Here is a 23,679-nt window from a genome sequence, read left to right on the forward strand (position 1 = left end):
TTACTTCACCAGCAAATGTTGACGATCAAGAACGTTGGTAATGTAGCGGAACCAATGGTCCGAGACGCGAGCTTTATCCTCATTCCAAGCAATAAAACCGCGGCTTTCGAAGAAACGCAGTGTGCCAATCACTTCAGCAATGCTGAGCTGAGTACACTCAGAGAGCTCTTCGGGAGAGGCCACTTCAAGTTGTACAATCGAACGTAACACCGCCAGCATCGGTTTCGGCATCTGCTCCAGCTCCTTGGATTCCGGTGCATGGAACAAGCGTACCACGACGCTTTCAGACTCTTTATTGCGTCTTAACGACAAACGGAAGAATCGCAGCGCAACGGTTGGGTTACCATCGGAGTAATGCCATAAAATTCGGTAGAAGCCTTGCTTGGCTCTTTCTTCCTCTGAAGTCTCTTCTTGATCCCACTGCTTAGGCACCACAAGGCCATCAAAGCTCAGCGGATTTTCAATATCCTGATTCACGCGGCTATCGAGTAAGGCAGAGATCTGCTTTTCATTCCAACGAGGCAAAAAGGAGACCCAGTCAAACAGCAGTCGCTCGCCACGAGCGCGATCGACAAAACGCCAGCTTGCTTTTTCAATCGCCATCACCACACGGTGATTTTGTTTAGAGCGGCGTAGCAGGTTCGTCAGTTTCATTAATCCAGCTAAACCACCAACCATGGGCTTCACCAAGCGCTGTGCGTTATCAACTGCGATGAGATACGGCGTTTCACTTTTACGCAAGAGCGCTAAAATTTGCACTTCTGTCGACTCTTCTGACAAGCCTAATCCTGTCGCCAACTGTTTCAACAGCTCTGGGTAACCATCGTAAGGGCAGTTAAGGTAAAGCGGCGTGGCGTTTTTCACTTTGCCAAGTATTTTCTTCAATACCGATGTGGTACCCACACCACGCTCACCTGACAACACACAAATCGCGGGGCTATCGGTCAACAAATAGCGAGAGAGGTTTTGAATTTCGTCACTGGCGTAGTCAATCCACTCGCTGTCTTGCTGCGGAGGCAACACATATTGAAATGCCGCATCACCACGAATGCGCACCAGTGAGTCGTTGCCGTCTCGGTTGCTGGTTTGCTTAGCCACTTCGATACGGAAGAGGTAAGCCAGTGCCTGACTGAACATGGTGTAGTTTGAGAGAGTCGCAATAATGCGATGTTTAAAGTGATGGCTAATCAGCCATACCGCCGAGATTGCGGTTGCTGGAATATTGAGAATAAAGCTATCTTGGCGTTTGATTGCCCACTGTACCCAGACCGGACGCTCCGTGATGCGATCAACCACTTCAAACACTTTTTTACGCCACAGACGCAAAACGGATACAGTGACCAGCACGAACCAGAAGTACAGTGCGCTGTAGATCCAATAGTAAATGGTCCCTTTACCAAGAGTACGAACGGAGATCTGTAAAATCACGCCAGCAACAATCGCACTCCACACATAACGTCGAATCGTGGCAAGGCGAAGCGCCACCACGTCTTTACTGGAACTTCGGCTATTGCGATAAGCAAATTCAAGAATAAAGCTAATGGCGATGGAACCGCCCAAGATCCACCAGGTGAAGATCTCTAGATACACCAGATGTTGCAAACTCGGCAACTCGACCAAAATACGCAAAGAAAGCGTAATCGCCACTAACCAAGCAATAGCGCGGTTTGCACGACTGAAGTACCAAATCAAACGCACCCAAAGAGTCGGCGCGTTGTTGTTATCAAGCTGGCTTTCACGAAACAACGTGATGATGCGTTTGCTGTTCGCCATCCACCACACCAACAGCAAGTACACGGCAAACACTTTCAACCCGGTCCAAATAACAGGCACTGGGGAAATAAAGGTATTTTTAATCAGAGCGCGAAAGCTTCTTATCTGAAAATGGACCAAATACTCGAGATTCAACTTTGTCAGTGTCAGCTCTTGGCGAAACTGCGTCACGCCATAAGGGCCAAAGCCGGTAAGCTGCTCTCTACTAGCCGTGTCCGTAAGCTGGAGTAAGCGCGCTTTACTACTGCCAAGGCTGTTTAGCGTGAGATATTGATTCTCGACCAACAACCATTGTGGCGCAGTGGGGGCTTTACGATACTGGGCTAACGCCGCTTTAAAAGCATCGCCCTCCATTTTTTGTAATTCGAGCACGGCGGAGAGCAACTGATTTACCTTGATGTGTTCCTTGGGACCCATAAAGAGAGGATCGGGCAGAGCACTTAAGTCACTTTCGATACTCAATGCCTGCGCACTAACCTGAGCTGGCGTCTGTGCTGCATACTGCCATTGGGCAAACGTTGCTGGCGCAAACACCAGAGTAAAACAAACGAATAGACGTAATAATTTTTGCATAAGTGGGTCGTATTATTTAGACGTAACAAAGAGATTGTAGTCTCAAAAACTGTTCATAATTCAGACAAATAGAAATTTGCTGTGAAACTTTATCCATATTCACGTTTCAAATGTCAATGTTTTGTGATTTCAGTCATAAAAATCAAAGCTTGCACTCTGGGGCGTGAACAAGTAACGTTGCGCAGTTTTTTCTATTTGTTACTGACTCACTAAGGTAAAAGCTTTGATTTCTACAGCGAATATCACTCAACAATTTGGCGCTAAGCCACTGTTTGAAAACATCTCAGTTAAATTTGGCGAAGGCAATCGCTATGGTCTAATTGGGGCAAATGGTTGTGGTAAATCAACCTTTATGAAAATCCTCAGTGGTGAACTTGAACCGACGAGTGGTAACGTCAGCTACGACCCAAATGAACGCGTTGCAAAACTGAACCAGGATCAGTTTGCTTACGAAGAGTTCACGGTTATCGACACCGTTATCATGGGTCACAAAGAACTGTGGAAAGTAAAGCAAGAGCGTGATCGCATTTACTCGCTGCCAGAAATGAGCGAAGAAGATGGCATGCGTGTAGCGGATCTTGAAGTCGAGTTTGCGGAAATGGATGGCTACATGGCAGAAGCGAAAGCGGGTGAGCTTCTTCTTGCTGTGGGTATTCCAATGGAACAACATTACGGCCTAATGAGCAGCGTAGCACCAGGTTGGAAACTGCGTGTGCTTCTAGCACAGATTCTATTCGCCGACCCAGACATCATGCTGCTTGACGAACCAACCAACAACTTGGATATGGATACAATCCGTTGGTTGGAAGAGACGCTAAACGCGCGTAACTGCACCATGATCATCATCTCGCACGACCGTCACTTCCTAAATTCTGTGTGTACTCACATGGCGGATTTAGATTACGGTGAGTTGCGTGTGTACCCTGGCAACTACGATGAATACATGACAGCGGCGTCACAAGCACGTGAACGTCTACTAAGCGATAACGCGAAGAAGAAAGCGCAGATTGCTGAGCTACAAACCTTCGTAGCGCGTTTCTCTGCAAACGCATCGAAAGCAAAACAAGCCACATCGCGTGCGAAGCAAATCGACAAGATCAAACTGGATGAAGTAAAAGCCTCTAGCCGTCAAAACCCATTCATTCGTTTCGAACAGTCAAAAGAGCTGTTCCGTAACGCTTTGATTGTTGAAAACTTAAGCCAAGGTTTTGAAGATGACCTATTCTCAGACTTCAACGCCATTTTTGAAGTGGGTGAGCGTGTTGCGATCATCGGTGAGAACGGTGTGGGTAAAACAACCCTACTAAACACACTGGCTGGTGTACTAGAACCACGCACTGGTGAATTCAAATGGTCTGAAAACGCCAACATCGGCTACTACGCGCAAGATCATGCACACGAGTTTGCAGAAGACCTAAACCTAATGGAGTGGATGGGCCAATGGCGTCAAGAGGGCGACGACGAGCAAGTGGTTCGTGGTTTCCTAGGGCGTATGCTGTTTGGTCAAGACGACATCAAGAAGTCGGTGAAAGTGCTATCGGGTGGTGAGCAAGGTCGTATGCTGCTTGGTAAGCTTATGATGCACAAACCAAACATGCTGCTTATGGATGAACCAACCAACCACATGGACATGGAATCGATCGAATCGTTAAACAACGCGCTTGAGCAATACAAAGGCACATTGTTCTTCGTCTCGCACGATCGTGTGTTTGTAGACTCACTGGCAACTCGCATCATTGAAATCCGTGATGGCAAAATCAACGACTTCAAAGGCACTTACTCTGAGTACCTAAAATCACGCGGTGTAGAAAGCTAATCTCTTTCGCGCTGTATGCCTAAAAAGATCAACAAAGAGCCTCAGTGAGGCTCTTTTGCTTTTGCCGCTACTTATCGTCACTCAGTCGATGAGGGCAAGTAGGTTAGGGCGTTCAATACTTAAATTGGGCAACGATGTTTTCCAGCTTGTGGCTAACATCGGACACTTGTTCGCTGCATCGTACAGAGCCAGAGACAATCTCGTAGGTATCCCCCGCAAGCTGTGCAATTTGGGTAATATTACGGTCAATTTCTGCTGATACCATTGATTGCTCTTCTGACGCCGTCGCAATCTGCGTGTTCATATCAAACATCTCGGTGATTTGTGTGCTGATACCTTCAATTGCTTCGACCACGTGGCGCGTATCCACATTCGTCGTCCGAGCTTGATCGACACTCTCTGCCATTTTGTTGACCGTTTGAGTGATGCCTTTCGTCAGGGCTTATACGGTGGATTCAATTTGCAAGGTGGAATCATTGGTTAGGCGAGAGAGCTGACGAACTTCATCAGCGACCACAGCAAACCCTCGGCCACTTTCTCCGGCGCGCGCCGCTTCGATGGCGGCATTTAATGCCAATAGGTTGGTTTGCTCAGCAATACTTTGAATGGCAGAGACAACGGCATTGATTTCGCGGCTTTGTGATTCAAGTGCTTGGATCTGTGCCTGTGATTCTTCGATACTGATCGCCAACGTATCGATTCGCTTACCTGTCGCATGAGTGAGTTGCAGTGCCTTATCGGCTTCGGTATTCACGCGTTGTGCATTTTGCGCAGCCGATTCAATATTGGCTGTAATCTCATTAGTGGTCATCATCAGTTCATTCACAGCGGTCGCAACCGATTCGGATTCCAATTTTTGTTGTTGCGCGTTCGCCATGCTCTTTTGCGCTGCTTGCTCTGAGCTGCAGGAGCTCTCACCGAGAACGCTCATCACGGAGGCCAGTTCTTTGATGTTGTCATGTAGGTGGCAGATAAAGAGGTCGAATGAACGGGATAACTGCGCAAGCTCATCACTGCCTTTGGCATTCATTCGTACCGTCAAATCTCCGCTACCATTTGCGATGTCGTCCATCAAGAGGTTAATGGCTTTGATTCTCGACAGAATGCTACGGCCAATGACATAGAGCAGGGACGACAACAGCACGACGATCGCCACGCCCATCCACTGTAAGCGACGGCGAATCTCGGTTGCACTTTGCTCAACACTCTGTTTGATGGTGGTTTGTAGATCGGCAATCGCCTGTTCGGTTTTGTGCACATTGCTACGGAGCACACCTCTTAGGCCCTCATTTGCGGTTAAACCAAGCGTTTCTATCGCGCTAACGTATCGAGATAAGGTGTCAGAATAATGAGTAAAAGCGGGAGACAGGCGCGTATCAAACTTGGAAAACTGGCTAAGCTCTTCGAGAAGTGCTGATCTGTATTCTTGTGTCGGTTCGGTGACAAAAGTGAAGTCATGGTCAAGCAACCGCAAGAACTGCGCGGTAAGCTCTCCATCATTGGCGCTAAGTACATTGGTTTTGAGCACGCTGCGGGCTGCAAATAGCTCACTTTGCAGCGCGTCAATACTTGCTAAATGATTCGCCAATTGATGAAACTGAGTTTGATACTGAGATAGGGTGGAGACAATTTGCTGACGTTGGCTATCAATGGCAATCGACTCACTGGCAAGAACGTCTGATAAGTGCTCAATGCGCTGTTGCAGTTGAGAATAGGTATTGTCGAAACTCGTCAGGTATTTTTCGTTGCGACGTGCCAAATAGTCTTTTTCGTGTCGGCGAAGCATCAACAAATCAAGGGAACTGCTTAAGTTTTCTGTTGAGGCGTGCTCCAAAGAGGATAAATGCTTTGCGCTGTTGTTCTCATAAATCGCGTAGGCAGCAACGCCTAAAAGCAATGTCAGGTTGATGAGTAAAAGCTTGGCTCGAATAGAGAATGAAAAGAAAAAACGTTTTTGAACAGGTGATCCGGACATGGATACCTCCCATTTAGCCAGTGACGTAGTTAACCTATCTCTGCTTTTGTTTCATTTATGTTTCAAATTTATTGCAGGGAATATTCAACTATTAGCGCATGGGAGGCGTTTTGCAAGTAAGGCGATTTAACTCTCTTGGCCTTTGACATCAAAAATGATGTTTTCACCGCCGGTAAAGACTTGAAAGCGTAAGCCTTTTGTTCGAGCGATGGTGGTAATACCAAATTGACGTGCTAAATCTAAACCCATCTGCGTGACACCAGAGCGAGAGAGCAAAACGGGGATACCCATTTGAGCCACTTTGATCACCATTTCTGAAGTGAGACGGCCTGTGGTGTAGAAAATCTTATCCGCGCCCGATTCTTGGTTTAGCCACATTTCACCGGCAAGCGTATCCACTGCGTTGTGACGGCCAACATCTTCGACAAATGAACGCACTTCATCGCCTTTGCACACCGCACATCCGTGTACTGCGCCTGCTTTTTTGTAGGTATCGTTGTAGTGGGTGAGCGCTTCTAAGGTTTTGTATATATCCGACTGTTTAAGTGTCACTTGGGGCACTTGATAGTGCTCTAGTTGTTTCATCACGTTGCCGTACATGGTGCCTTGGCCACACCCTGAGGTAACGGTTTTCTTTTTCAAAGCCAGTTCAATGTGTTCTACATTCTCTTTTGTCACTACCGCTGCGCTGTTGGTTTCCCAATCGATGATCACCGATTCAAGAGAATCAACTTCCGACAAGAAGCTTTGGTTCTTGAGGTAGCCCAAAACAAGTGCTTCGGGTCTCGATCCCAGTGTCATTAGCGTTACCACTTCTTTCCAGTTCAGAAGAACGGTTAAAGGGCGCTCACAAGCAATTTGCTTAATTAACTTCTCTCCATATTCATCGAATACTTCCACTTCAATGGTTTGCAAAGGGTTTTCACTGGTTTTAATAATGTTGGGTTTGACCACTTCTTTTTCCTGCTTGAATAGGTGATAGCAAAATCACCGAAGACACACGTTTGCCAAAGGCGGGGAACGAAAACAATTCAAAAGCAATTACCGTTCCAAAGTCATCGACCGTACGGCGTCTCACATCTAACACATGTTACACATGGAAACATTCGCTTTATAACCTTGGCTTAGAATTTGCTATTAAACGGCACAAAGCGACGAAACAAGTATGCACCAAAGCCTCGAATAGGACTAATGTATGTTTAAAAGACAATCGCATAGCAACATGATGGGTGGACCATGTCAAATTCAATAGACGCACAAAGTAATATCGAAAAAAATGAATACCTTTGGCCTATAGGCTGCAACCTCGTTGCCCATGAAATTGCCACTGGTATTTGGGTGACCACACAGTGGCAGTTAACGGGTTTTGAGTTAAAGCCAGAAAACCAACATCGCCATGTCGTCACGCTTCAGCTGTTCCGTGACGAGCGAACCGATTACCGTTTTAACCTCAGCTCGCAAAATCCGAAACTCTTCGTTGTGCTTGAGAACATTGATGAAACGGGCACACCAAAGATAACAACCGTCACGGCATCACAATCAGTGGCTGGCCAGTATATGGATGGCGACTACTTAGTGCTTTCTTGCGAAATGCCATTGCCAATTCAGGCATGGATGGAAGCGTTTATTGGACGCCACGGAGAGTTGTTAGAAGAGCGTCGTAAGAAGCGCAAAGGAGCGGGAAGAGCCAGTGGCAACTAATTTTTTTTCGCGTTGGTCAGAGCGAAAGCGCGCTGCAATAGAAGAGCAAGAGTCGTTACCCACTCAAGAGACGCCAGAGCAGTGCTCTAGGGGGGCTCACTGCATCGCCCCCGATGCGATGAACGCAGAATCAGAACGAATAGAGCCAAAGCACGCAGAATCAACGCGGCTAGAATCAAGCTCAACTGCAGCAGATGGCGAGAAAGAGCTAGAGAACAAAAGCGAAAACACACCCATTTCAGCCTTACTCGCAAGCAATGCTGACGAAGCAGTCAAGAAGGCCGCTCTACGTAAGCTTTTCCACAGTGAAGAGTTTAACGTGGTTGATAGGCTCAATGATTACGATCACGACTACAAGTCTTCTATTGGTGCTCTCGCGCCCAATGTGGCGCAGACGTTAAGAGAATGGATGAAGCCAGTAGAGGAAGCATTGACTGAGGTAGAGCCTGGTAGTGCAACTTGCACATCGGATGGTTCAGTAGCCGTTGATAACAATGAAAGTATTGAGGCGAACAGTGACACTCTAACGCAATCTGAGACTCAAGCCCTGACTTCATCTCCATCCGATCTTCCTCCAAATGAAACACGAGATGAGACAAAAGATCCCACATAAAAAATAGGTACATTTTGACGCGTGCAGGGAAAATGACATTGGGACAAAATGTCCCAATTGAATTTCTTGTCATCAATAGTGTCGTAATACTCAACAAAACCCACGCTAACCGACTGAATAATAAGCGTATAAAAGTTGGTATAGCACTTGCTAATGCTCCACAACAATAACTGAATTATCAGTATGACCTGCCAATCCTTCGCAGTGTTGGCCAGTGTGGAACAGAGCAATGATAAAACAACTATTACAGCAATCGACTTCAACCAATGGCAAAGCGCGACTCTATGCGTTTGAAAACACCGTTGAATTGGGGAATCTGATACCGCCTACCGTGAGCTATGAAAGCGGTGGTAATACACTCATCGTCGGCCCTAGTGCCATTATTCAAAGTGCAGCCGCACAATTGAGCCAAATGACTTCGCTAACTTTGCTTTCAACCGATGGCGAGAAAGGCGATGCACAAATCTATTACGCTGATTCCGTTCAGTTGAGTGGCTTTTTGGGCACCTTTACGGTGCTGGTTGAAAACCAAGGCCAACGTTTGAATCTGGCGAAGGTGGCCATCAATCACGATGTTTTTGATGTCGTACTGGATTTGTCACTTAACGGCCTCATGTCGGAGGAGGTGCCCGTCCCTGGCTATTATCCTGTTGGGCGTGGCTATCCGAAGCTAACGGATGCACTGCAAGAAATTCCAACCTTAATGGGCACGTTCGATAAGCCCAAATATTTCCGCTTAGATACCGATCTGTGTGCGCACAGTTCCCGTGGCGTTAAAGGTTGTGAGCGTTGTGTTGATGCTTGTCCGGCTGGCGCGTTAAGCAGCCAAGGCTCCGAAAAAACAGGGCATCGAATTGAGATCAATCCGTATCTCTGCCAAGGGGTGGGGACGTGTGCCACCAGTTGTCCGACAGAAGCGATTCATTACGCATTACCTAAACCACAAGAGACACAAAAGTTCATTGAAAGAACGCTGGCAAACTATGAAAGCGTTGGGGGTGTGAACCCCATTATCCTGATTTGCAGCGAGCGTCATGAAATGTACAACGTCATGGCACTCAAGGCGCTACCCGACAATGTGATTCCGATTGTGGTGGAAGATCTGCCCTCTGTCGGCATCGATAGTTGGTTTGCTGCACTCGTTAATGGTGCAACGCAAGTCTTGTTTGCTGCAAGTCGCCGCATGCCCGCAACGATTCAGCGCGTATTGAACAGCGAAGTGGCCATCGCGCAAGAGCTGCTTGGTCAATTAGGCATTGCCAAAGAGTGTATCGATATTCTCTATCTCGAATCATTAATGGAAGGCGCACCAGTCCTCTGTACTGAACATTTCGATCTTGCTCTTGGCGATTTGCAAGGTAACAAACGTCAACGCTTATTTACTGCACTCGATGCGCTTGCAACCTCGCGTGTTCCAGTAGAAAACACGGTCGCACTGTCCAGTCATGCTCCCTATGGCGCCGTGTCGTGTTCAACAACGGGCTGTACCTTGTGCATGAGTTGTGTGGCGGTTTGTCCAACTCGCGCTTTGCACACCGATGGAGAAAGCCCATCGCTCCAATTTGTCGAGCAAGACTGCGTGCAATGCGGGTTGTGTACCAAAGCGTGTCCTGAGCAAGTGCTGACACTAACTCCTCGTATGAACTGGGATAAAGAGAGCCGTCAAGCAGCGGTGGTCATCCATCAAGAAAAAGCGGCGGAATGTTTGCGTTGCCATAAGCCTTTCGCACCTCAGTCCATGATCACTATGTTACAAGACAAGTTACGTGGTCACTCTCACTTTGCAAATGATGCAGCGCTTAATCGCATTGCAATGTGTGAAGACTGCCGTGTCATCGACGTTTTTGAATCGATGGCGGTAAACCCAGAAAACCAACTGAATTACTAGGGCAAACGAATGGATATCCAACCAGAATCGTCATTAAGAGCCGATATTTATTTGCTGCTATCGACTCTATTTCGCCAAGCTCCCTCTCCAGCATTGCTTGAGTTATTGACATTGTTAGACACCGTAGCGGATGACAGTGAAATGCAAAATGCGTGGTTGCAATTGAAAGCGGCCGCAGGCCGTTACTCCGACACAGAGCTTGAAGAAGAGTACCAACACCTTTTCATTGGGATTGGCCGTGGGGAAGTGGTGCCATTTGCCTCATGGCACCTCACGGGTTCTTTGATGGAAAAACCACTGGCAGAGATCCGTACAGATCTTGCTCGCCTTGGTTTTGAACGCCAAGAGCATGTCAAAGAGCCGGAAGATCATATTTCAGCCTTATGCGAGGTGATGGCGGCGCTGATGGAAAAAACCGACGCGCTGCAACAGGCGTTTTTCAACCGCCACCTTGCAACTTGGTATGTTTCCCTCACCAAACAAATCGATCAAGCCGAACACGCCGGATTTTACTTGGCGGTTAGCCAATTGCTCGGCGCGTTTTTCAATCTGGAAAAAGTACGTTTGGCGCAAATCACGCCGGACAACAAAACCAAATTAAAAATTGAGATTAAAAACTTGGCGGATTAGCCAAGCGATCTCTTTTAGAGAGGCTTAAGCCTCCAAAAAACTACCTGACAGGTAAGGAAGCAATGATGAAAGAAAAAAATGAAATTAACGAAAGCCGTCGTGACCTTTTAAAAGGTATCGCCACGGCAGCAGTAGCAGGCGCCGTCGTTGCTGGCACCACACAAGTGGCCTCAGCCTCAGAAGTTACTCCTGTAGAAAAACAGGCGAAGAAAAAGGGATATCACGAAACTCAGCATATCCGCGACTATTACGAAACTCTGTAGGAGCCATCGTCAATGAAACTAATTAAACGCTCAGACAGCGTCACGAAAGAGCAAAAACAGCTCGGTATTAGCCGTCGTGTATTTATGCGCAATAGTTCACTTGCTGCTGGTGGCGCAATTGCCGGCGCAAGCTTGTTTGCGCCAGGAATGATCCGTAAAGCGGAAGCGAAAAGTGTCGATGCAAGCGCACCTATCGAAGTGAAACGCACCATCTGTTCTCACTGCTCTGTAGGCTGTGGTATTTACGCAGAAGTGCAAAACGGTGTTTGGACGGGTCAAGAGCCCGCGTTTGATCACCCATTTAACGCTGGTGGTCACTGTGCCAAAGGCGCGGCATTACGCGAGCACGGCCATGGTGAGCGTCGCTTAAAATACCCAATGAAGTTGGAAAACGGTAAGTGGAAAAAACTTTCGTGGGATCAAGCGATCGAAGAGATCGGCAACAAAGTGTTGGAAATTCGTGAGCAATCTGGCCCGGATTCTGTCTACTGGCTTGGCAGTGCTAAGCACAACAACGAGCAAGCGTACACCTTCCGTAAAATGGCATCGATGTGGGGCACCAACAACGTCGATCACCAAGCGCGTATCTGTCACTCCACCACTGTTGCAGGGGTTGCAAACACTTGGGGATATGGCGCTATGACCAACTCGTTCAACGACATGCACAATTGTAAGTCGATGTTGTTCATTGGTTCAAACCCTGCCGAAGCCCACCCAGTTGCCATGCAGCACATCCTCATCGCCAAAGAGAAAAACAGCTGTAAGATCGTCGTCGCGGATCCTCGCCGCACGCGCACAGCAGCTAAAGCGGATCACTACGTTTCTCTGCGCCCAGGTACCGATGTCGCGTTTATTTGGGGTGTGCTGTGGCACGTATTCAACAACAAATGGGAAGACAAAGAGTTCATTCGCCAACGTGTATTTGGCATGGACGAGATTCGCACTGAAGTGGCGAAGTGGAACCCGAAAGAAGTTGAGCGTGTTACCGGCGTAAGTGAAGAAGACGTTTACCAAACAGCGAAACTGCTTTCTGATCATCGTCCAGGCTGTATCGTTTGGTGTATGGGCGGCACTCAGCACACCACAGGCAACAACAACACGCGTGCTTATTGCGTGCTTGAACTGGCGCTCGGCAACTTAGGTAAATCTGGTGGTGGTGCGAATATTTTCCGTGGTCACGACAACGTGCAAGGCGCAACAGACCTTGGCGTTTTATCGCACACACTTCCGGGTTACTACGGCTTGGCAGAAGGCTCATGGAAACATTGGGCGAACGTGTGGGGCATCGATTTCGAATGGTTGAAAAACCGCTTTGACCAGAGCAAATACAACGGCAAACAACCAATGTTCAACATGGGCATTCCTGTGTCTCGTTGGATCGATGGTGTACTGGAAAACAAAGACAGTATCGAGCAAAACGATAACATTCGCGCCATGTTCTATTGGGGCCACGCGGTTAACTCGCAAACCCGCGGCGTAGAAATGAAAAAGGCGATGGAAAAACTCGACATGATGGTAATTGTCGACCCATATCCAACCGTCGCTGCCGTCATGAACGATCGCACCGATGGTGTCTATTTGCTTCCTGCCACAACTCAGTTTGAAACCCATGGCAGTGTGACGGCGTCAAACCGTTCCATTCAATGGCGCGATCAAGTGATCGAACCGTTGTTTGAGTCCAAACCTGATCATGAAATCATGTATCTGTTGACCAAAAAGCTGGGTTTTGCCGATCAACTGTTTAAAAACGTTCGCGTTGTCAATAATCAACCAGTGATTGAAGACATCACTCGTGAGTTCAACAAAGGGATGTGGACCATTGGTTACACTGGCCAAAGCCCTGAGCGCTTAAAAGCACACCAACAAAACTGGCACACCTTCCACAAAACCACGTTGGAAGCAGAAGGCGGACCGGCGAATGGTGAAACCTACGGTTTACCTTGGCCATGCTGGGGCACTCCAGAAATGAAGCACCCGGGAACCCACATTCTTTACGATACATCGAAACCTGTTGCACTGGGTGGAGGCACCTTCCGTACACGTTTCGGCGTTGAGTTTGAAGGTAAGAGCCTGCTGGCCGATGGCAGCTACTCGAAAGACAGTGAAATCCAAGATGGCTACCCAGAGTTCAGTGACAAACTGCTAAAACAACTGGGTTGGTGGGACGATCTGACTGCAGAAGAGAAAGCGCTCGCGGAAGGCAAAAACTGGAAAACCGACCTTTCGGGGGGTATCCAGCGTGTTGCCATCAAGCATGGTTGTATACCTTTTGGTAACGGCAAAGCACGTACTATCGTGTGGGAGTTCCCAGATCGTGTGCCACTGCATCGCGAGCCGCTTTACACGCCACGTCGTGATTTGATTGCCGATTACCCAACATGGGATGACGCCGCTTCAATCTATCGTTTGCCAACGCTGTATAAGTCGATTCAAGACCAAGATAAGTCGCAAGAGTATCCGATCATCCTCACTTCTGGCCGTTTGGTGGAATACGAAGGCGGCGGTGAAGAAACCCGTTCGAACCCTTGGTTGGCAGAATTGCAGCAAGAGATGTTTGTGGAAGTAAACCCGAAAGACGCCAACGATTTGGGCTTTAAAGATGGCGACATGGTTTGGGTTGAAGGGGCAGAGAAAGGCCGTATTCATGTTAAAGCCATGGTGACACGCCGTGTAAGACCAGGAATGGCATTCATTCCATTCCACTTTGGCGGCAAGTTCCAAGGTGAAGACTTACGCAATAAGTACCCAGAAGGTACTGATCCGTACGTGATTGGCGAATCAGCAAACATCGCCACCACCTACGGTTACGATCCTGTCACTCAGATGCAGGAAACCAAAGTCACCCTCTGTAACATTCGTAAAGCGTAAGGAGTCTTGAAATGGCTAGAATGAAATTCCTCTGCGACACCAAACGCTGCATTGAATGCAACGGCTGTGTGACCGCTTGTAAAAATGAAAATGACGACGCATTAGAGTGGGGCATTCAGCGCCGCCGTGTTGTCACCTTAAACGACGGTGAACCGGGCGAAAACTCCATCTCAGTGGCCTGTATGCACTGTACCGATGCCCCTTGTATGGCGGTTTGTCCTGCAGACTGCTTTGAACACACCGAAGATGGCATTGTGCTCCACAACAAAGATCTGTGTATCGGTTGTGGTTACTGCCTGTTTGCTTGCCCATTTGGCGCGCCTCAGTTCCCGAAACAAGCCTCATTTGGCGAGCGTGGCAAAATGGACAAATGCACCTTCTGCGCCGGTGGTCCAAACACTGAACCGGGCTCAGAAGAAGAGCGTCAGAAGTATGGTGCCAACCGTATTGCTGAAGGCAAACTGCCGATGTGCGCTTCGCTTTGTTCAACCAAAGCCCTCTTGGCGGGTGATGCTGAGAAAATCTCCGACATCTTCCGTCAACGTGTCGTAGAACGTGGTGCAAAAGAGGCCGGTTGGACCAACGGTGAAGATCTATCCTACGATGCAACTCGCAGCTAAGTGTGGAGAGAGTCATGTTACAAGCGCTTAAACGTGGTTCTCTTGCAGTACTGTCTTTTTGGACAGTACTGCTGTTGACCTTAAGCTTTACCACGGTAGCACAAGAAAAAGAGAACTCTGTCGATCAAACGGAAATGACGCAATTAGCCGGGGCCGATTTTTGGCGTCAAGTCAGGGCAGGTGAGGCGGGTTACACCACGTCGACCTTTCCTGAGCATGGCGTGCTTATCAGTACTCCAGGTCAAACTTGGTATCTGTTAAAAGAAAAATGGATGTCGCCTGCTGGGGCAATCGCCATTTTTGGCAGCATTGCGATGGTGATCATGGCGTATGTGTTTGTTGGCCCTTTGATGCTCAGCAAACCTCGCACTGGGAAAAAGATCAAACGCTGGTCACGATGGGATCGCGCGCTTCACTGGAGCATGGCGTTTACCTTTCTCACCCTTGCGTTTAGTGGCTTGATGTTGGTGTATGGCAAGCACTTCTTAAAACCTTACGTTCCTTCTGAAATTTGGGGTTTTGTTATTCTGCTTGCCAAGCAATATCACAACTACATGGGGCCATTGTTCTTCATTTTGCTGACCTTTATCTTGCTGAAATGGTGGCGTAAATCCATTCCAACAATGACGGATGTACGTTGGTTTATGAAGCTCGGTGGCATGGTAGGCAAACACAAAGGCACCCATCCATCGGCAGGCTTTTCTAACGGTGGTGAGAAAGCGATCTACTGGTTATTGATTTTCTTTGGTGTGTTTGTCGCGGCCAGTGGCCTGATCCTAGATTTCCCCATCTTTGGTCAAACACGCCGTGATATGGAGCTTTCTAACCTTGTGCACATGATTTCGGCGTTGATCCTTATCTGCGGATTTATCTTCCATATCTACATTGGCTTGTTTGGCATGGAAGGGGCACTCGAAGGCATGGTGACTGGTGAAGTGGATGAAACATGGGCTAAAGAACATCATGATTTGTGGTATGCAGAAATGATGGAGAAAGAGCAGCAGAGCGGCTCTCAACCCTCTAGCACCAACGAGCAAGCGAAGGTAGGAGGTCATCGTGAACAAACCTCATAAGGGTATTTGGATTGCTTACATCCTCAGCTGTTTAACACCATTTACTTTCTTACTCTCTGGCGTTATCGCGATTGTTTATGCAGGGTATCGGTTGGATAAAAACCAAGATGGTGACGTTGTTAATTCACACTACTATGGATTAATTCGAACCTTCTTCCTTTATCTCACGTTTTTCGTTGTCTTGATCGTCACCGTAGCAACCTCGAACGGTGTACTGGTCGGCGTCAGTGAATACTGGGTCAGCAGTACGGTTTTGGACAACGTACTCAACAGCGTTGCCTACGCGATTCCCTACGTGGGTATGCTGTTTGCGGCACTCGCGATATTGGTTTGGTTCTTGCGCATGTACCAAGGCATGGTTCAGCTAAGTAACAATCAACCACATAGACCATCGACGGGCCCAAACTTATAGAAAAGAGCAAACCGAGAAATAGCAAAATCCCCTCAACTGAGGGGATTTCAGATTGATGACGAACCCCGCTTTTTAAGTGGGGTTCTTTTTTGGAAGCGACCGTAGGTCGCGATCGTGATTTTTTTTTGTTATATCGTGCGCAGAAGTTCCCATTCATTACATGGGTATACAGAAGCAAGTATCTGCCTTATTTCTGCCATATTTAAGCCCATTTTTCGTAGATAGTTCACCACCAACGCTATCTTCTTGATGTTTTGGGCTGCCGCTGCCAACCAACATTGCATTTGCACGTTGGCTAGACCTCGGAAGCGAGCATAACGATGACCATGATGTTGCTTGGCATCTGCAAAGCTCCGTTCTACTGTTTCACTTCGACGTCGATAGGTCTTCTTACCATAGGAAGAAAGCCGCATTTGATTTGCTCTCTCTACGGCATCGCTATAGATATGCCGAGTAATCACTTTCTTCATGTTTTTGCTTTGAGTACAGTCATCCCTCATTGGACAGAACGCACACTCTTTCGGGTCTGAGTGGTATTCTCGGTAGGCATCGCGTGACGTGGTTTTATAAAGCAACGCCTGACCATTCGGACACTGGTAGCAGTCTCTTTGCGCATCGTAAGTAAAGTGTTTCTTTTTGAACGCATTTTTCGTTCTCGATGGACGTCGATAACCGAACACGCCAAGAATACCTCGACGTTCAAGTGACTCCGCCACTGGAGCGGTAAAGTAGCCCGCATCCAGTCCAACGGCTATCGGGTTCAATTGGAATGTAGCAAGCGTGTAATCTAAGCGTTGAACGTAAGGCTGTGAGTCATTGATGTTGCCCGCGGTGGTATAGGTATCGAGGATAATTCCATGTTGACCATCAACGGTTCGATGGTCGAGGTAGAAGAAGCCTTGTGGCTTATTATCACGAGTCATGAAGCCACTCTCTGGGTCAGTGGTGCTGGTTTTGGTATTCTTTGTTTTTGACTCTGATTCACGAGCCTTAAGAGGCTTCTTACCCGCTTTTTCTCGGTCTAACGCGACGTCGTCATCCAGCATATCAAGATAGGCACTCGCGCGAACCGCCGTGACTTTATTGGTGTGTTTATTCTTGTTGGCGTTCGCTTTGAGATGAGTACTGTCCGTAAAGAGCTCTTGACCCGCGACCAAGCCTTTCGTCATGGCTTGCTCTACGATATTGATAAAAATACGTTCGAATACATCCGTGCCATTAAAGCGACGAATGCGGTTTTGGCTTAGAGTCGAAGCGTGGATGACTTTCTCTGTTAATGACATCCGTAAGAACCAACGGTAAGCGACATTCACTTCAATTTCTTTAACGAGCTGACGCTCACTTTTTATACCAAAGATATAACCAAGCAAGATGATTTTGAAGAGACGAACAGGGTCAACAGGTGGACGCCCATTATCTTTACAATAAAGATGAGCGACTTCATCACGAATGAATTCAAAGTCGATAGCATTATCGATTTTGCGCACTAAATGGTTTTTAGGAACTAACTGTTCCATCGTCACCATTTCCAGTTCGTATTGTTGCGGAGTCGGTTCTTGAAGCATATCGGAGTATCCATATTTCGATACCCCTATTAGATCAAAGGTCTAGCTCGAAAGCTAGACCTTTGTCAGCAGTCTGAAATCCCCTCAACTGAGGGGATTTTTTCAATGTCCTCCGCAATGATGCCAGATTTTTTGTGCACTCAACTCATACGTACCAGTAAGCTGCTCGGTCTTAAGGTACCGTTTTTCATCATCGCTATACCCAGATTGTATCGCTACCAGTTCACTGAAAGACCCGGTACCAGCACACTTAAGGTACCCACCTTCTCTGTACGGGCTGACATCTCTGTCATCAATATCATACTCTCGTCCAAATCGATCGGTAACCACGAGTTTAGCGGTAAGATCGAAGGGCGCTTCAAGATCGTAAATGCCTGCAATTTCACCCAACAGAAAAGATCCCGCTGGCGGAATAGCAAGGCATTCTTGCACTTGAAGGTGATACGGCTGTTGGCCATCAGGTATGGTGAGCGGAATAAGTACAGGATTCTTCTTGGAGACAACAAGTTCTCTCTCACTAGTGATATAAGGACTACCAGCATCTTCAACCGCTCGATAGTAGTTACCACATGCACCATAGAAATCGAAAAAATAATCTACGTTCGATAAGCCACAATAGTCCCTGCTTTCTAAACTGTCGACAAAGGCAATTTTCGGTGGACGATGCGCTTTCAAGTAGTTTTCTGAGTATTCGAAGCGAATATCAAATAAGTAATCTTCCATTGCTGGAGATTTGACGCTATCCAGCGCTTTGTCTACCGCGGCTTTGATCATCTGTTTGGTTTGTTGATTGGTAAGATATATTTCCACCAATCCATGTCCCAAACTATCTTTATCACTTGTCGGGATACTTATGTTTGGAAACGGTACTGAACCAATTCCAGTAAAGTTCAATCCGTTTATGACATGATCTTTGTCCGATAGAATGTAGTCGCCGTTAAGCGTCGGAGAAGCGGGGGCAATATGGATAACTTTAATATTCGTTTCATCATAGCCCAAACGCTGATTGACATAATGGAATGACTCATTTACCCAAAGGTTGCCCTGTGAATGGGCCAAATAAATCAGTTTTTTACCTTGCCAAGTCTGTGAATCATTACGAAGACGATGTTTCATTCGAACCTCGTCAGTGTTGATATCACTCCCCGCCAAAGACGCCAAACCTTCCAAAAACTCATGAATAATCTCGTTGATACCTCGGCTTAAGGTATCATTCACGAAGGCAAGGAAACCTTTTACTAGTGAGTCAATTTTTTTAATGATTGGGCTGTTATTTCTACCGCTTACGACATCCCAAAAAGCTTCCCATCGCTCAAACTGCTTTTGCTCCAGCTCGTTAGTTCGTTGATCGAAGGTCTCAGCAAAGTCGGCTAGTACATCAATCCCCCTTTCTTTGTAATTGGAGTCGTTGTAGAACAGAGCGTACTCAACCGTTTGACCTCGATATTGTTGGGTGGCTATGGTCGAACGAACTCTTCTCAATGCATCTTTTGCATCATCGTTAGAAGTGGCAACGCCATTAAAAAAGCCGATAGTGTAACCATTAATTTCACAGTTATTTGCACTAGCGTTGACTGAAGTCATCGTCATTAGTAATACGAAAGCTAAGGTGGACTTACTCACAATATTTTTCCTCTGGAGAAAGCAACGTAGAGCCAGTGCCGTTCAACAATCTGTTATATGCTAAGTAAGCTAAAGTTCTTGCCTTTGTGTTATAAGTTAACGCTCTAACTGTTCGAGAAATTTGCGTGCTGTCCTCAACGGAAACTTTTAAATAGTCATAGCAAGCAAGAACCTTGTTATACTTCTCGGATATCTTATAAGAAAGCCTTTCATTTTCATCAGTGGCACTTTCAAAGTCGTGGCTGATAGCTTCTTGGCTATACCGAGCTTTTTGCTTAAGTACATTACGAACAGGCTCTGTTACTTCTAACACATCAATAAACGCTTCGATGTCATCTCGAATGCCATCTTGGTTAGTATCTGGTCCTGTCAACGAATCAGAGCGATCTAACAAAGGCTCATAGCGCTCATAAATCACCATTAGCTGGTCGTTAATGGTTTTCTGGCTCTTTAGTGTTGCAATCAGCTCATCTGTTTTTTCAATTTGAATGGATGGCGTTGCCGAAGCTGGGGAAGGGTATGTAGAACGGCTATCGCCGGATGAGTTGCAACCAGCAATGCTGGCTACAACTAGCATTGTCATTAGAGTGCGTGTCATTGTTATGCCTTAAGTAAACTAAGAAGCATGCAGTGTAAGTGGATGATTTTAATAATGATAATTATGATTTTCTATACCGTTATTAGTAGGTGTTATCGTGTTTGTATCAAAGCCAAATGATGGCATTTAACGTGAACCGATTGTTGTTGCACGCGCAAGGTGCGCTTTCTTTTGGTGCAACTGAACTAATAAAGTGCATATTGACCTCAATTCAAACTCCATTCCGAGTCCTAAATCGCTTAATTAGTGAAATAAATTAAGTATATTCAATTGGATAGAAATTATTTATTAAATTGATAATTGTTGGAATGCTCCTTGCTCTATCTCACATTCGACGTATTTTCTCACCAACGTGGTGATATAAAACTTTACTGATGCACAGGATAAGTGCACTACAAAAATAACGGAGAGATCGAATAATGAGCGATACTGCCAGTCAGGTTCACGGAGCTGTTCAAACCCTGACACAAAGTTCAGACACCTTATTTTTATTGCTTGGCGCTATCATGGTGTTCCTTATGCACGCCGGATTCGCTTTCTTAGAAGTCGGAACGGTGAGACATAAAAACCAAGTCAATGCCCTGGTTAAAATCTTAGCGGATTTTGGCATTTCAACTTTAGCGTACTTCTTTATCGGCTATTGGGTCGCCTATGGGGCTCATTTTTTTGCCGATGCAGAAACATTAGCGCAAGGTAACGGCTATGAGTTGGTGAAGTTCTTTTTCTTGCTGACCTTTGCCGCAGCCATTCCTGCCATTGTTTCCGGCGGCATTGCCGAGCGCGCGCGTTTTTATCCCGTTTTGATCGCGACATTCTTCACAGTAGGGCTTATCTATCCTCTGTTTGAAGGCATTATTTGGAACGGAAACTTCGGTGTTCAAGCTTGGTTTGAAACCACTTTTGGTGTTGGGTTCCATGATTTCGCTGGATCCGTGGTTGTACATGGTGTCGGTGGATGGATTGCACTGGTTGCGGTGATTTTCTTAGGCATGCGCCGAGGACGCGTTCGAGCTGGCAAACACACCAACTTCGCCCCTTCAAATATTCCTTTTCTCGCCTTAGGAGCGTGGATCCTTTGTGTCGGTTGGTTTGGATTTAACGTGATGTCTGCACAAACACTGAATGGCATCAGTGGTTTGGTTGCAATGAACTCGCTGATGGCGATGGCTGGCGGGATTGTCGCCGCGCTCATTGCTGGCAAAAATGACCCAGGCTTTATTCACAACGGACCTCTCGCAGGTTTGGTCGCAGTCTGTGCTGGTTCGGATCTCATGCATCCTCTTGGTGCTCTGGTGACGGGTTCGGTCGCCGGTGTTGTGTTTGTTTACTTGTTTACCTACTTGCAAAACAAAACCAAAATTGATGATGTGTTGGGTGTTTGGCCACTTCATGGTGTCTGTGGCGCTTGGGGCGGGATTGCTGCGGGCATCTTTGGTCAATCCTCACTCGGTGGGCTAGGGGGCGTCAGTTTCACCGTTCAGCTCTTGGGGACGCTTTTGGGCATTTTGGTTGCTCTGATTGGCGCTGGCATTGTCTATGGTGCGATTAACCGCCTCAGCGGTTTGCGACTCTCTCAAGAAGATGAGTTTAATGGCGCAGACTTAGCGATTCATAAGATCTCTTCCGTTAACGCTGAGTAGAATCAAACTTCTTATAAGGGCGGCGGCATTGCGTCGCTCTTTTCTCTTCATTTTTGCCTTATCTCTCAAAACCGTATCTTACTCCGAATATTTAAGACTATGGTCTAATCCTCATAACTACTGTTGTTTTTCGTTCAGTGGTAAGCTGTGGAAAAAGAACTACAAGGATAGGTTATGAACTTCCCATATCGAAATATCGTCGTATTGACCGGAGCTGGAATTTCCGCAGAGTCAGGTATTCAAACCTTTCGAGCACAAGATGGACTGTGGGAAAACCATCGTATTGAAGATGTCGCAACACCGGAAGGTTTCGCCAGAGATCCCGATTTAGTCCAAGATTTCTACAATCAACGTCGTAAAAAACTGCAAGACCCCAATATAGAACCCAATGCCGCACACCTTGCACTTGGCCGACTCGAAGCGGAGCTCGACGGTCAGGTAACGATCGTGACCCAGAACATCGATAATTTGCACGAACGTGGTGGTAACAAGAATATTATTCATATGCATGGTGAGTTGCTCAAATCTCGCTGCAGTGTCTCAAACCAAGTGATTGAGGAAACGGGGGATATTCTGACAGGGGATCTTTGTCATTGTTGCCAGATGCCATCGCAGATGCGTCCTCATGTTGTTTGGTTTGGTGAAATGCCTCTGAGAATGGGGGAGATATACTCAGCGTTAGAAACCGCAGACTTGTTTATCTCAATTGGCACTTCCGGGGTGGTTTATCCGGCCGCCGGGTTTGTCCATGACGCTAAAATGCACGGCGCACACACGATTGAAATTAACCTTGAACCCAGTGCGATCGAAAGTGAGTTTGTGGAAAAGCGCTACGGTAAGGCGAGTGTTGAAGTGCCTAAGTTGGTCGAGGAGCTGCTTGCGCATTTAGAGAGTAACGTTGAAAACGCATAATGATCGTTGAAAGAAGGATCAAAAAAGCGGCCACAGCCGCTTTTTCTTTTTAACCAATAAAATTAGTTATTTACTTTGAGTTTTTGGAAGTACTCATCGTAAAGCACACTGGCTTCACCGACTTCGTCTTGCCACACGCCGTTATCCATCACAGATTGTGGAGGAAAGATGTTTTTGTCTTCCGCAAACTCTTTAGGAAGCAGTTTGTAAGCGGTTTTCACAGGGGTTGGATAACCAATTTCCATCGCAATTTTCGCCGCATTTTCTGGGCGTAGAAGGAAGTCGATCATCTTGTGTGCGGCTTCAGTATTTTTCGCACCCGCTGGAATGGCTAAGCTATCCATCCAGAAAATTGCGCCTTTCTCAGGCCAGATGATGTCAATTTTTGCACCTTCTTGACGGGCCATGTACGCGGAGCCATTCCAAAGCATACCCAGTGAAACCTCACCCGCTAGATAGGGATTAGCAGGGAAATCTGAGTTGAACACCAACACATTCGGGATCAGTTTTTTCAGCTCTTCATACGCCGCTTTGATCTCGTCAGGATTGGTTGTGTTTGGCGAGTAACCAAGCTTTGCAAGCGCGATGTGGAACACTTCACGTGCATCATCCATCAACATCAATTGACCAGCCCACTGAGTATCCCAAAGATCTCCCCAGTTTTTTACTGAGCTCTTGTCCAGCATGTCAACGTTGATACCAATGCCTGTCGCACCCCAAATGTATGGAATAGAGTAGTCATTACCTGGGTCAAATGGCTTGTCTAGATAGTTCGCGTCCAGTTCAGCAAAGTGAGACAGCTTGGTTTTATCCACTTTTTGTAGCATTCCTTCTTTACGCATCTTAGAGACAAAATAAGTAGAAGGAACGACCAGATCATAGCCACTGCCTTGAGTCTTTAACTTTGCGTACATGCTCTCGTTAGACTCGTAGGTTGAATAGATGACTTTGATACCCGTTTCTTTAGTGAAATCTTCTAACACTTCACTTGGGATATACTCAGACCAGTTGTAGAAATACAGTTCTTGATCTGCTGCAAATGAAGAAGTTGAAAATAAAGTAGCAGCACACAATGCGCCGGTATACAGTGCTTTTTTCATTACTGTTCCGCTCATATCAGCGTGCCCTAAAGGGCA

Annotated in this window: 18 protein-coding genes and 1 pseudogene; 12 read left to right on the forward strand and 7 right to left on the reverse strand. The window is 46.8% G+C overall.

All coding sequences use genetic code 11. From position 1 onward, the window contains the following. Window positions 1-2,346 carry an ATP-binding protein gene (locus AOT11_RS15230; RefSeq protein ID WP_017420125.1) on the reverse strand — a complete coding sequence of 782 codons (2,346 nt, stop codon included), beginning with the start codon at window positions 2,344-2,346 and terminating at the stop codon, window positions 1-3. A gap of 223 nt (window positions 2,347-2,569) precedes the next feature. Between AOT11_RS15230 and AOT11_RS15235 the strand changes: the two genes are divergently transcribed. Next, a complete protein-coding gene (locus AOT11_RS15235; protein ID WP_017420124.1) occupies window positions 2,570-4,162 on the forward strand; it encodes an ABC-F family ATPase in 1,593 nt (530 codons plus the stop codon). Window positions 4,163-4,274: 112 nt separating this feature from the next. On the opposite strand, the pseudogene AOT11_RS15240 reads toward AOT11_RS15235, so the two are convergent. Together AOT11_RS15240 and AOT11_RS15245 are read right to left on the reverse strand one after the other, a co-directional pair. Beyond that, a pseudogene (locus AOT11_RS15240) lies at window positions 4,275-6,137 on the reverse strand (methyl-accepting chemotaxis protein). 126 nt (window positions 6,138-6,263) lie between these two features. After that, window positions 6,264-7,091 (reverse strand): formate dehydrogenase accessory sulfurtransferase FdhD, encoded by an 828-nt coding sequence (locus AOT11_RS15245; RefSeq protein ID WP_017420123.1) that lies wholly within the window; start codon window positions 7,089-7,091, stop codon window positions 6,264-6,266. A gap of 282 nt (window positions 7,092-7,373) precedes the next feature. Here AOT11_RS15245 and AOT11_RS15250 point away from each other — a divergent pair, with 282 nt between their 5' ends. From AOT11_RS15250 to AOT11_RS15290, 9 genes are all read left to right on the forward strand, one after another. Then, on the forward strand, window positions 7,374-7,838 hold the full coding sequence (locus AOT11_RS15250; RefSeq protein ID WP_017420122.1) for a DUF3305 domain-containing protein: 465 nt from the start codon (window positions 7,374-7,376) through the stop codon (window positions 7,836-7,838). After that, window positions 7,828-8,451: a DUF3306 domain-containing protein gene (locus AOT11_RS15255; RefSeq protein WP_017420121.1), complete on the forward strand. Its 624-nt coding sequence runs from the start codon at window positions 7,828-7,830 to the stop codon at window positions 8,449-8,451. Before AOT11_RS15250 ends, AOT11_RS15255 begins: the two co-directional genes overlap by 11 nt. Window positions 8,452-8,680: 229 nt before the next feature. After that, on the forward strand, window positions 8,681-10,339 hold the full coding sequence (locus AOT11_RS15260) for a 4Fe-4S dicluster domain-containing protein (protein WP_026050257.1): 1,659 nt from the start codon (window positions 8,681-8,683) through the stop codon (window positions 10,337-10,339). Window positions 10,340-10,348: 9 nt separating this feature from the next. Continuing rightward, complete coding sequence (locus AOT11_RS15265; RefSeq protein WP_017420119.1) at window positions 10,349-10,969, forward strand: TorD/DmsD family molecular chaperone; 621 nt, start codon at window positions 10,349-10,351, stop codon at window positions 10,967-10,969. A 62-nt stretch (window positions 10,970-11,031) separates the two neighbouring features. Next, a complete protein-coding gene (locus AOT11_RS15270) occupies window positions 11,032-11,232 on the forward strand; it encodes a twin-arginine translocation signal domain-containing protein (RefSeq protein WP_011080438.1) in 201 nt (66 codons plus the stop codon). A 12-nt stretch (window positions 11,233-11,244) separates the two neighbouring features. After that, on the forward strand, window positions 11,245-14,100 hold the full coding sequence (locus AOT11_RS15275) for a formate dehydrogenase subunit alpha (RefSeq protein WP_017420118.1): 2,856 nt from the start codon (window positions 11,245-11,247) through the stop codon (window positions 14,098-14,100). An 11-nt stretch (window positions 14,101-14,111) separates the two neighbouring features. Next, on the forward strand, window positions 14,112-14,720 hold the full coding sequence (gene fdh3B / locus AOT11_RS15280; RefSeq protein WP_011150292.1) for a formate dehydrogenase FDH3 subunit beta: 609 nt from the start codon (window positions 14,112-14,114) through the stop codon (window positions 14,718-14,720). A 14-nt stretch (window positions 14,721-14,734) separates the two neighbouring features. After that, complete coding sequence (locus AOT11_RS15285) at window positions 14,735-15,793, forward strand: formate dehydrogenase subunit gamma (protein WP_011080441.1); 1,059 nt, start codon at window positions 14,735-14,737, stop codon at window positions 15,791-15,793. Next, window positions 15,777-16,205: a membrane protein gene (locus AOT11_RS15290; RefSeq protein WP_017420117.1), complete on the forward strand. Its 429-nt coding sequence runs from the start codon at window positions 15,777-15,779 to the stop codon at window positions 16,203-16,205. The genes AOT11_RS15285 and AOT11_RS15290 overlap by 17 nt, the downstream gene beginning before the upstream one ends. A 128-nt stretch (window positions 16,206-16,333) precedes the next feature. Here the strand turns inward: AOT11_RS15290 and AOT11_RS15295 are convergent, their stop codons facing one another. From AOT11_RS15295 to AOT11_RS15305, 3 genes are all read right to left on the reverse strand, one after another. Beyond that, on the reverse strand, window positions 16,334-17,770 hold the full coding sequence (locus AOT11_RS15295; protein WP_017428762.1) for an IS1182 family transposase: 1,437 nt from the start codon (window positions 17,768-17,770) through the stop codon (window positions 16,334-16,336). Window positions 17,771-17,872: 102 nt separating this feature from the next. Continuing rightward, window positions 17,873-19,393 (reverse strand): Clp protease/crotonase-like domain-containing protein, encoded by a 1,521-nt coding sequence (locus AOT11_RS15300; RefSeq protein WP_017422051.1) that lies wholly within the window; start codon window positions 19,391-19,393, stop codon window positions 17,873-17,875. Beyond that, entirely contained in the window at window positions 19,386-19,991 is a 606-nt protein-coding gene (locus AOT11_RS15305) for a hypothetical protein (protein WP_017422052.1), read from the reverse strand. Before AOT11_RS15305 ends, AOT11_RS15300 begins: the two co-directional genes overlap by 8 nt. Window positions 19,992-20,410: 419 nt before the next feature. Here AOT11_RS15305 and AOT11_RS15310 point away from each other — a divergent pair, with 419 nt between their 5' ends. Continuing rightward, window positions 20,411-21,631, forward strand: a complete 1,221-nt coding sequence (locus AOT11_RS15310) for an ammonium transporter (RefSeq protein WP_017422053.1) — start codon at window positions 20,411-20,413, stop codon at window positions 21,629-21,631. 174 nt (window positions 21,632-21,805) lie between these two features. Next, the gene (gene cobB / locus AOT11_RS15315; RefSeq protein ID WP_011150284.1) at window positions 21,806-22,543 is read left to right on the forward strand and encodes a Sir2 family NAD+-dependent deacetylase; all 738 of its coding nucleotides are present in this window, start codon (window positions 21,806-21,808) and stop codon (window positions 22,541-22,543) included. Between the two features lie 62 nt (window positions 22,544-22,605). Here cobB and AOT11_RS15320 read toward each other — a convergent pair whose 3' ends face one another. Next, a complete protein-coding gene (locus AOT11_RS15320) occupies window positions 22,606-23,643 on the reverse strand; it encodes an extracellular solute-binding protein (RefSeq protein WP_026050684.1) in 1,038 nt (345 codons plus the stop codon). Between the last annotated feature and the right edge of the window lie 36 nt (window positions 23,644-23,679).

The sequence above is a fragment of the Vibrio vulnificus NBRC 15645 = ATCC 27562 genome, from assembly GCF_002224265.1.
Taxonomy (GTDB): Bacteria; Pseudomonadota; Gammaproteobacteria; order Enterobacterales; family Vibrionaceae; genus Vibrio; species Vibrio vulnificus.

Coding starts and splice junctions, on each gene's coding strand:
- AOT11_RS15230 (WP_017420125.1), bottom strand. CDS start 2,346: ATGCAAAAATTATTACGTCTATTCGTTTGTTTTACTCTGGTGTTTGCG.
- AOT11_RS15250 (WP_017420122.1), top strand. CDS start 7,374: ATGTCAAATTCAATAGACGCACAAAGTAATATCGAAAAAAATGAATAC.
- AOT11_RS15260 (WP_026050257.1), top strand. CDS start 8,681: ATGATAAAACAACTATTACAGCAATCGACTTCAACCAATGGCAAAGCG.
- AOT11_RS15265 (WP_017420119.1), top strand. CDS start 10,349: ATGGATATCCAACCAGAATCGTCATTAAGAGCCGATATTTATTTGCTG.
- AOT11_RS15270 (WP_011080438.1), top strand. CDS start 11,032: ATGATGAAAGAAAAAAATGAAATTAACGAAAGCCGTCGTGACCTTTTA.
- AOT11_RS15275 (WP_017420118.1), top strand. CDS start 11,245: ATGAAACTAATTAAACGCTCAGACAGCGTCACGAAAGAGCAAAAACAG.
- fdh3B (WP_011150292.1), top strand. CDS start 14,112: ATGGCTAGAATGAAATTCCTCTGCGACACCAAACGCTGCATTGAATGC.
- AOT11_RS15285 (WP_011080441.1), top strand. CDS start 14,735: ATGTTACAAGCGCTTAAACGTGGTTCTCTTGCAGTACTGTCTTTTTGG.
- AOT11_RS15295 (WP_017428762.1), bottom strand. CDS start 17,770: ATGCTTCAAGAACCGACTCCGCAACAATACGAACTGGAAATGGTGACG.
- AOT11_RS15305 (WP_017422052.1), bottom strand. CDS start 19,991: ATGACACGCACTCTAATGACAATGCTAGTTGTAGCCAGCATTGCTGGT.
- AOT11_RS15310 (WP_017422053.1), top strand. CDS start 20,411: ATGAGCGATACTGCCAGTCAGGTTCACGGAGCTGTTCAAACCCTGACA.
- cobB (WP_011150284.1), top strand. CDS start 21,806: ATGAACTTCCCATATCGAAATATCGTCGTATTGACCGGAGCTGGAATT.
- AOT11_RS15320 (WP_026050684.1), bottom strand. CDS start 23,643: ATGAAAAAAGCACTGTATACCGGCGCATTGTGTGCTGCTACTTTATTT.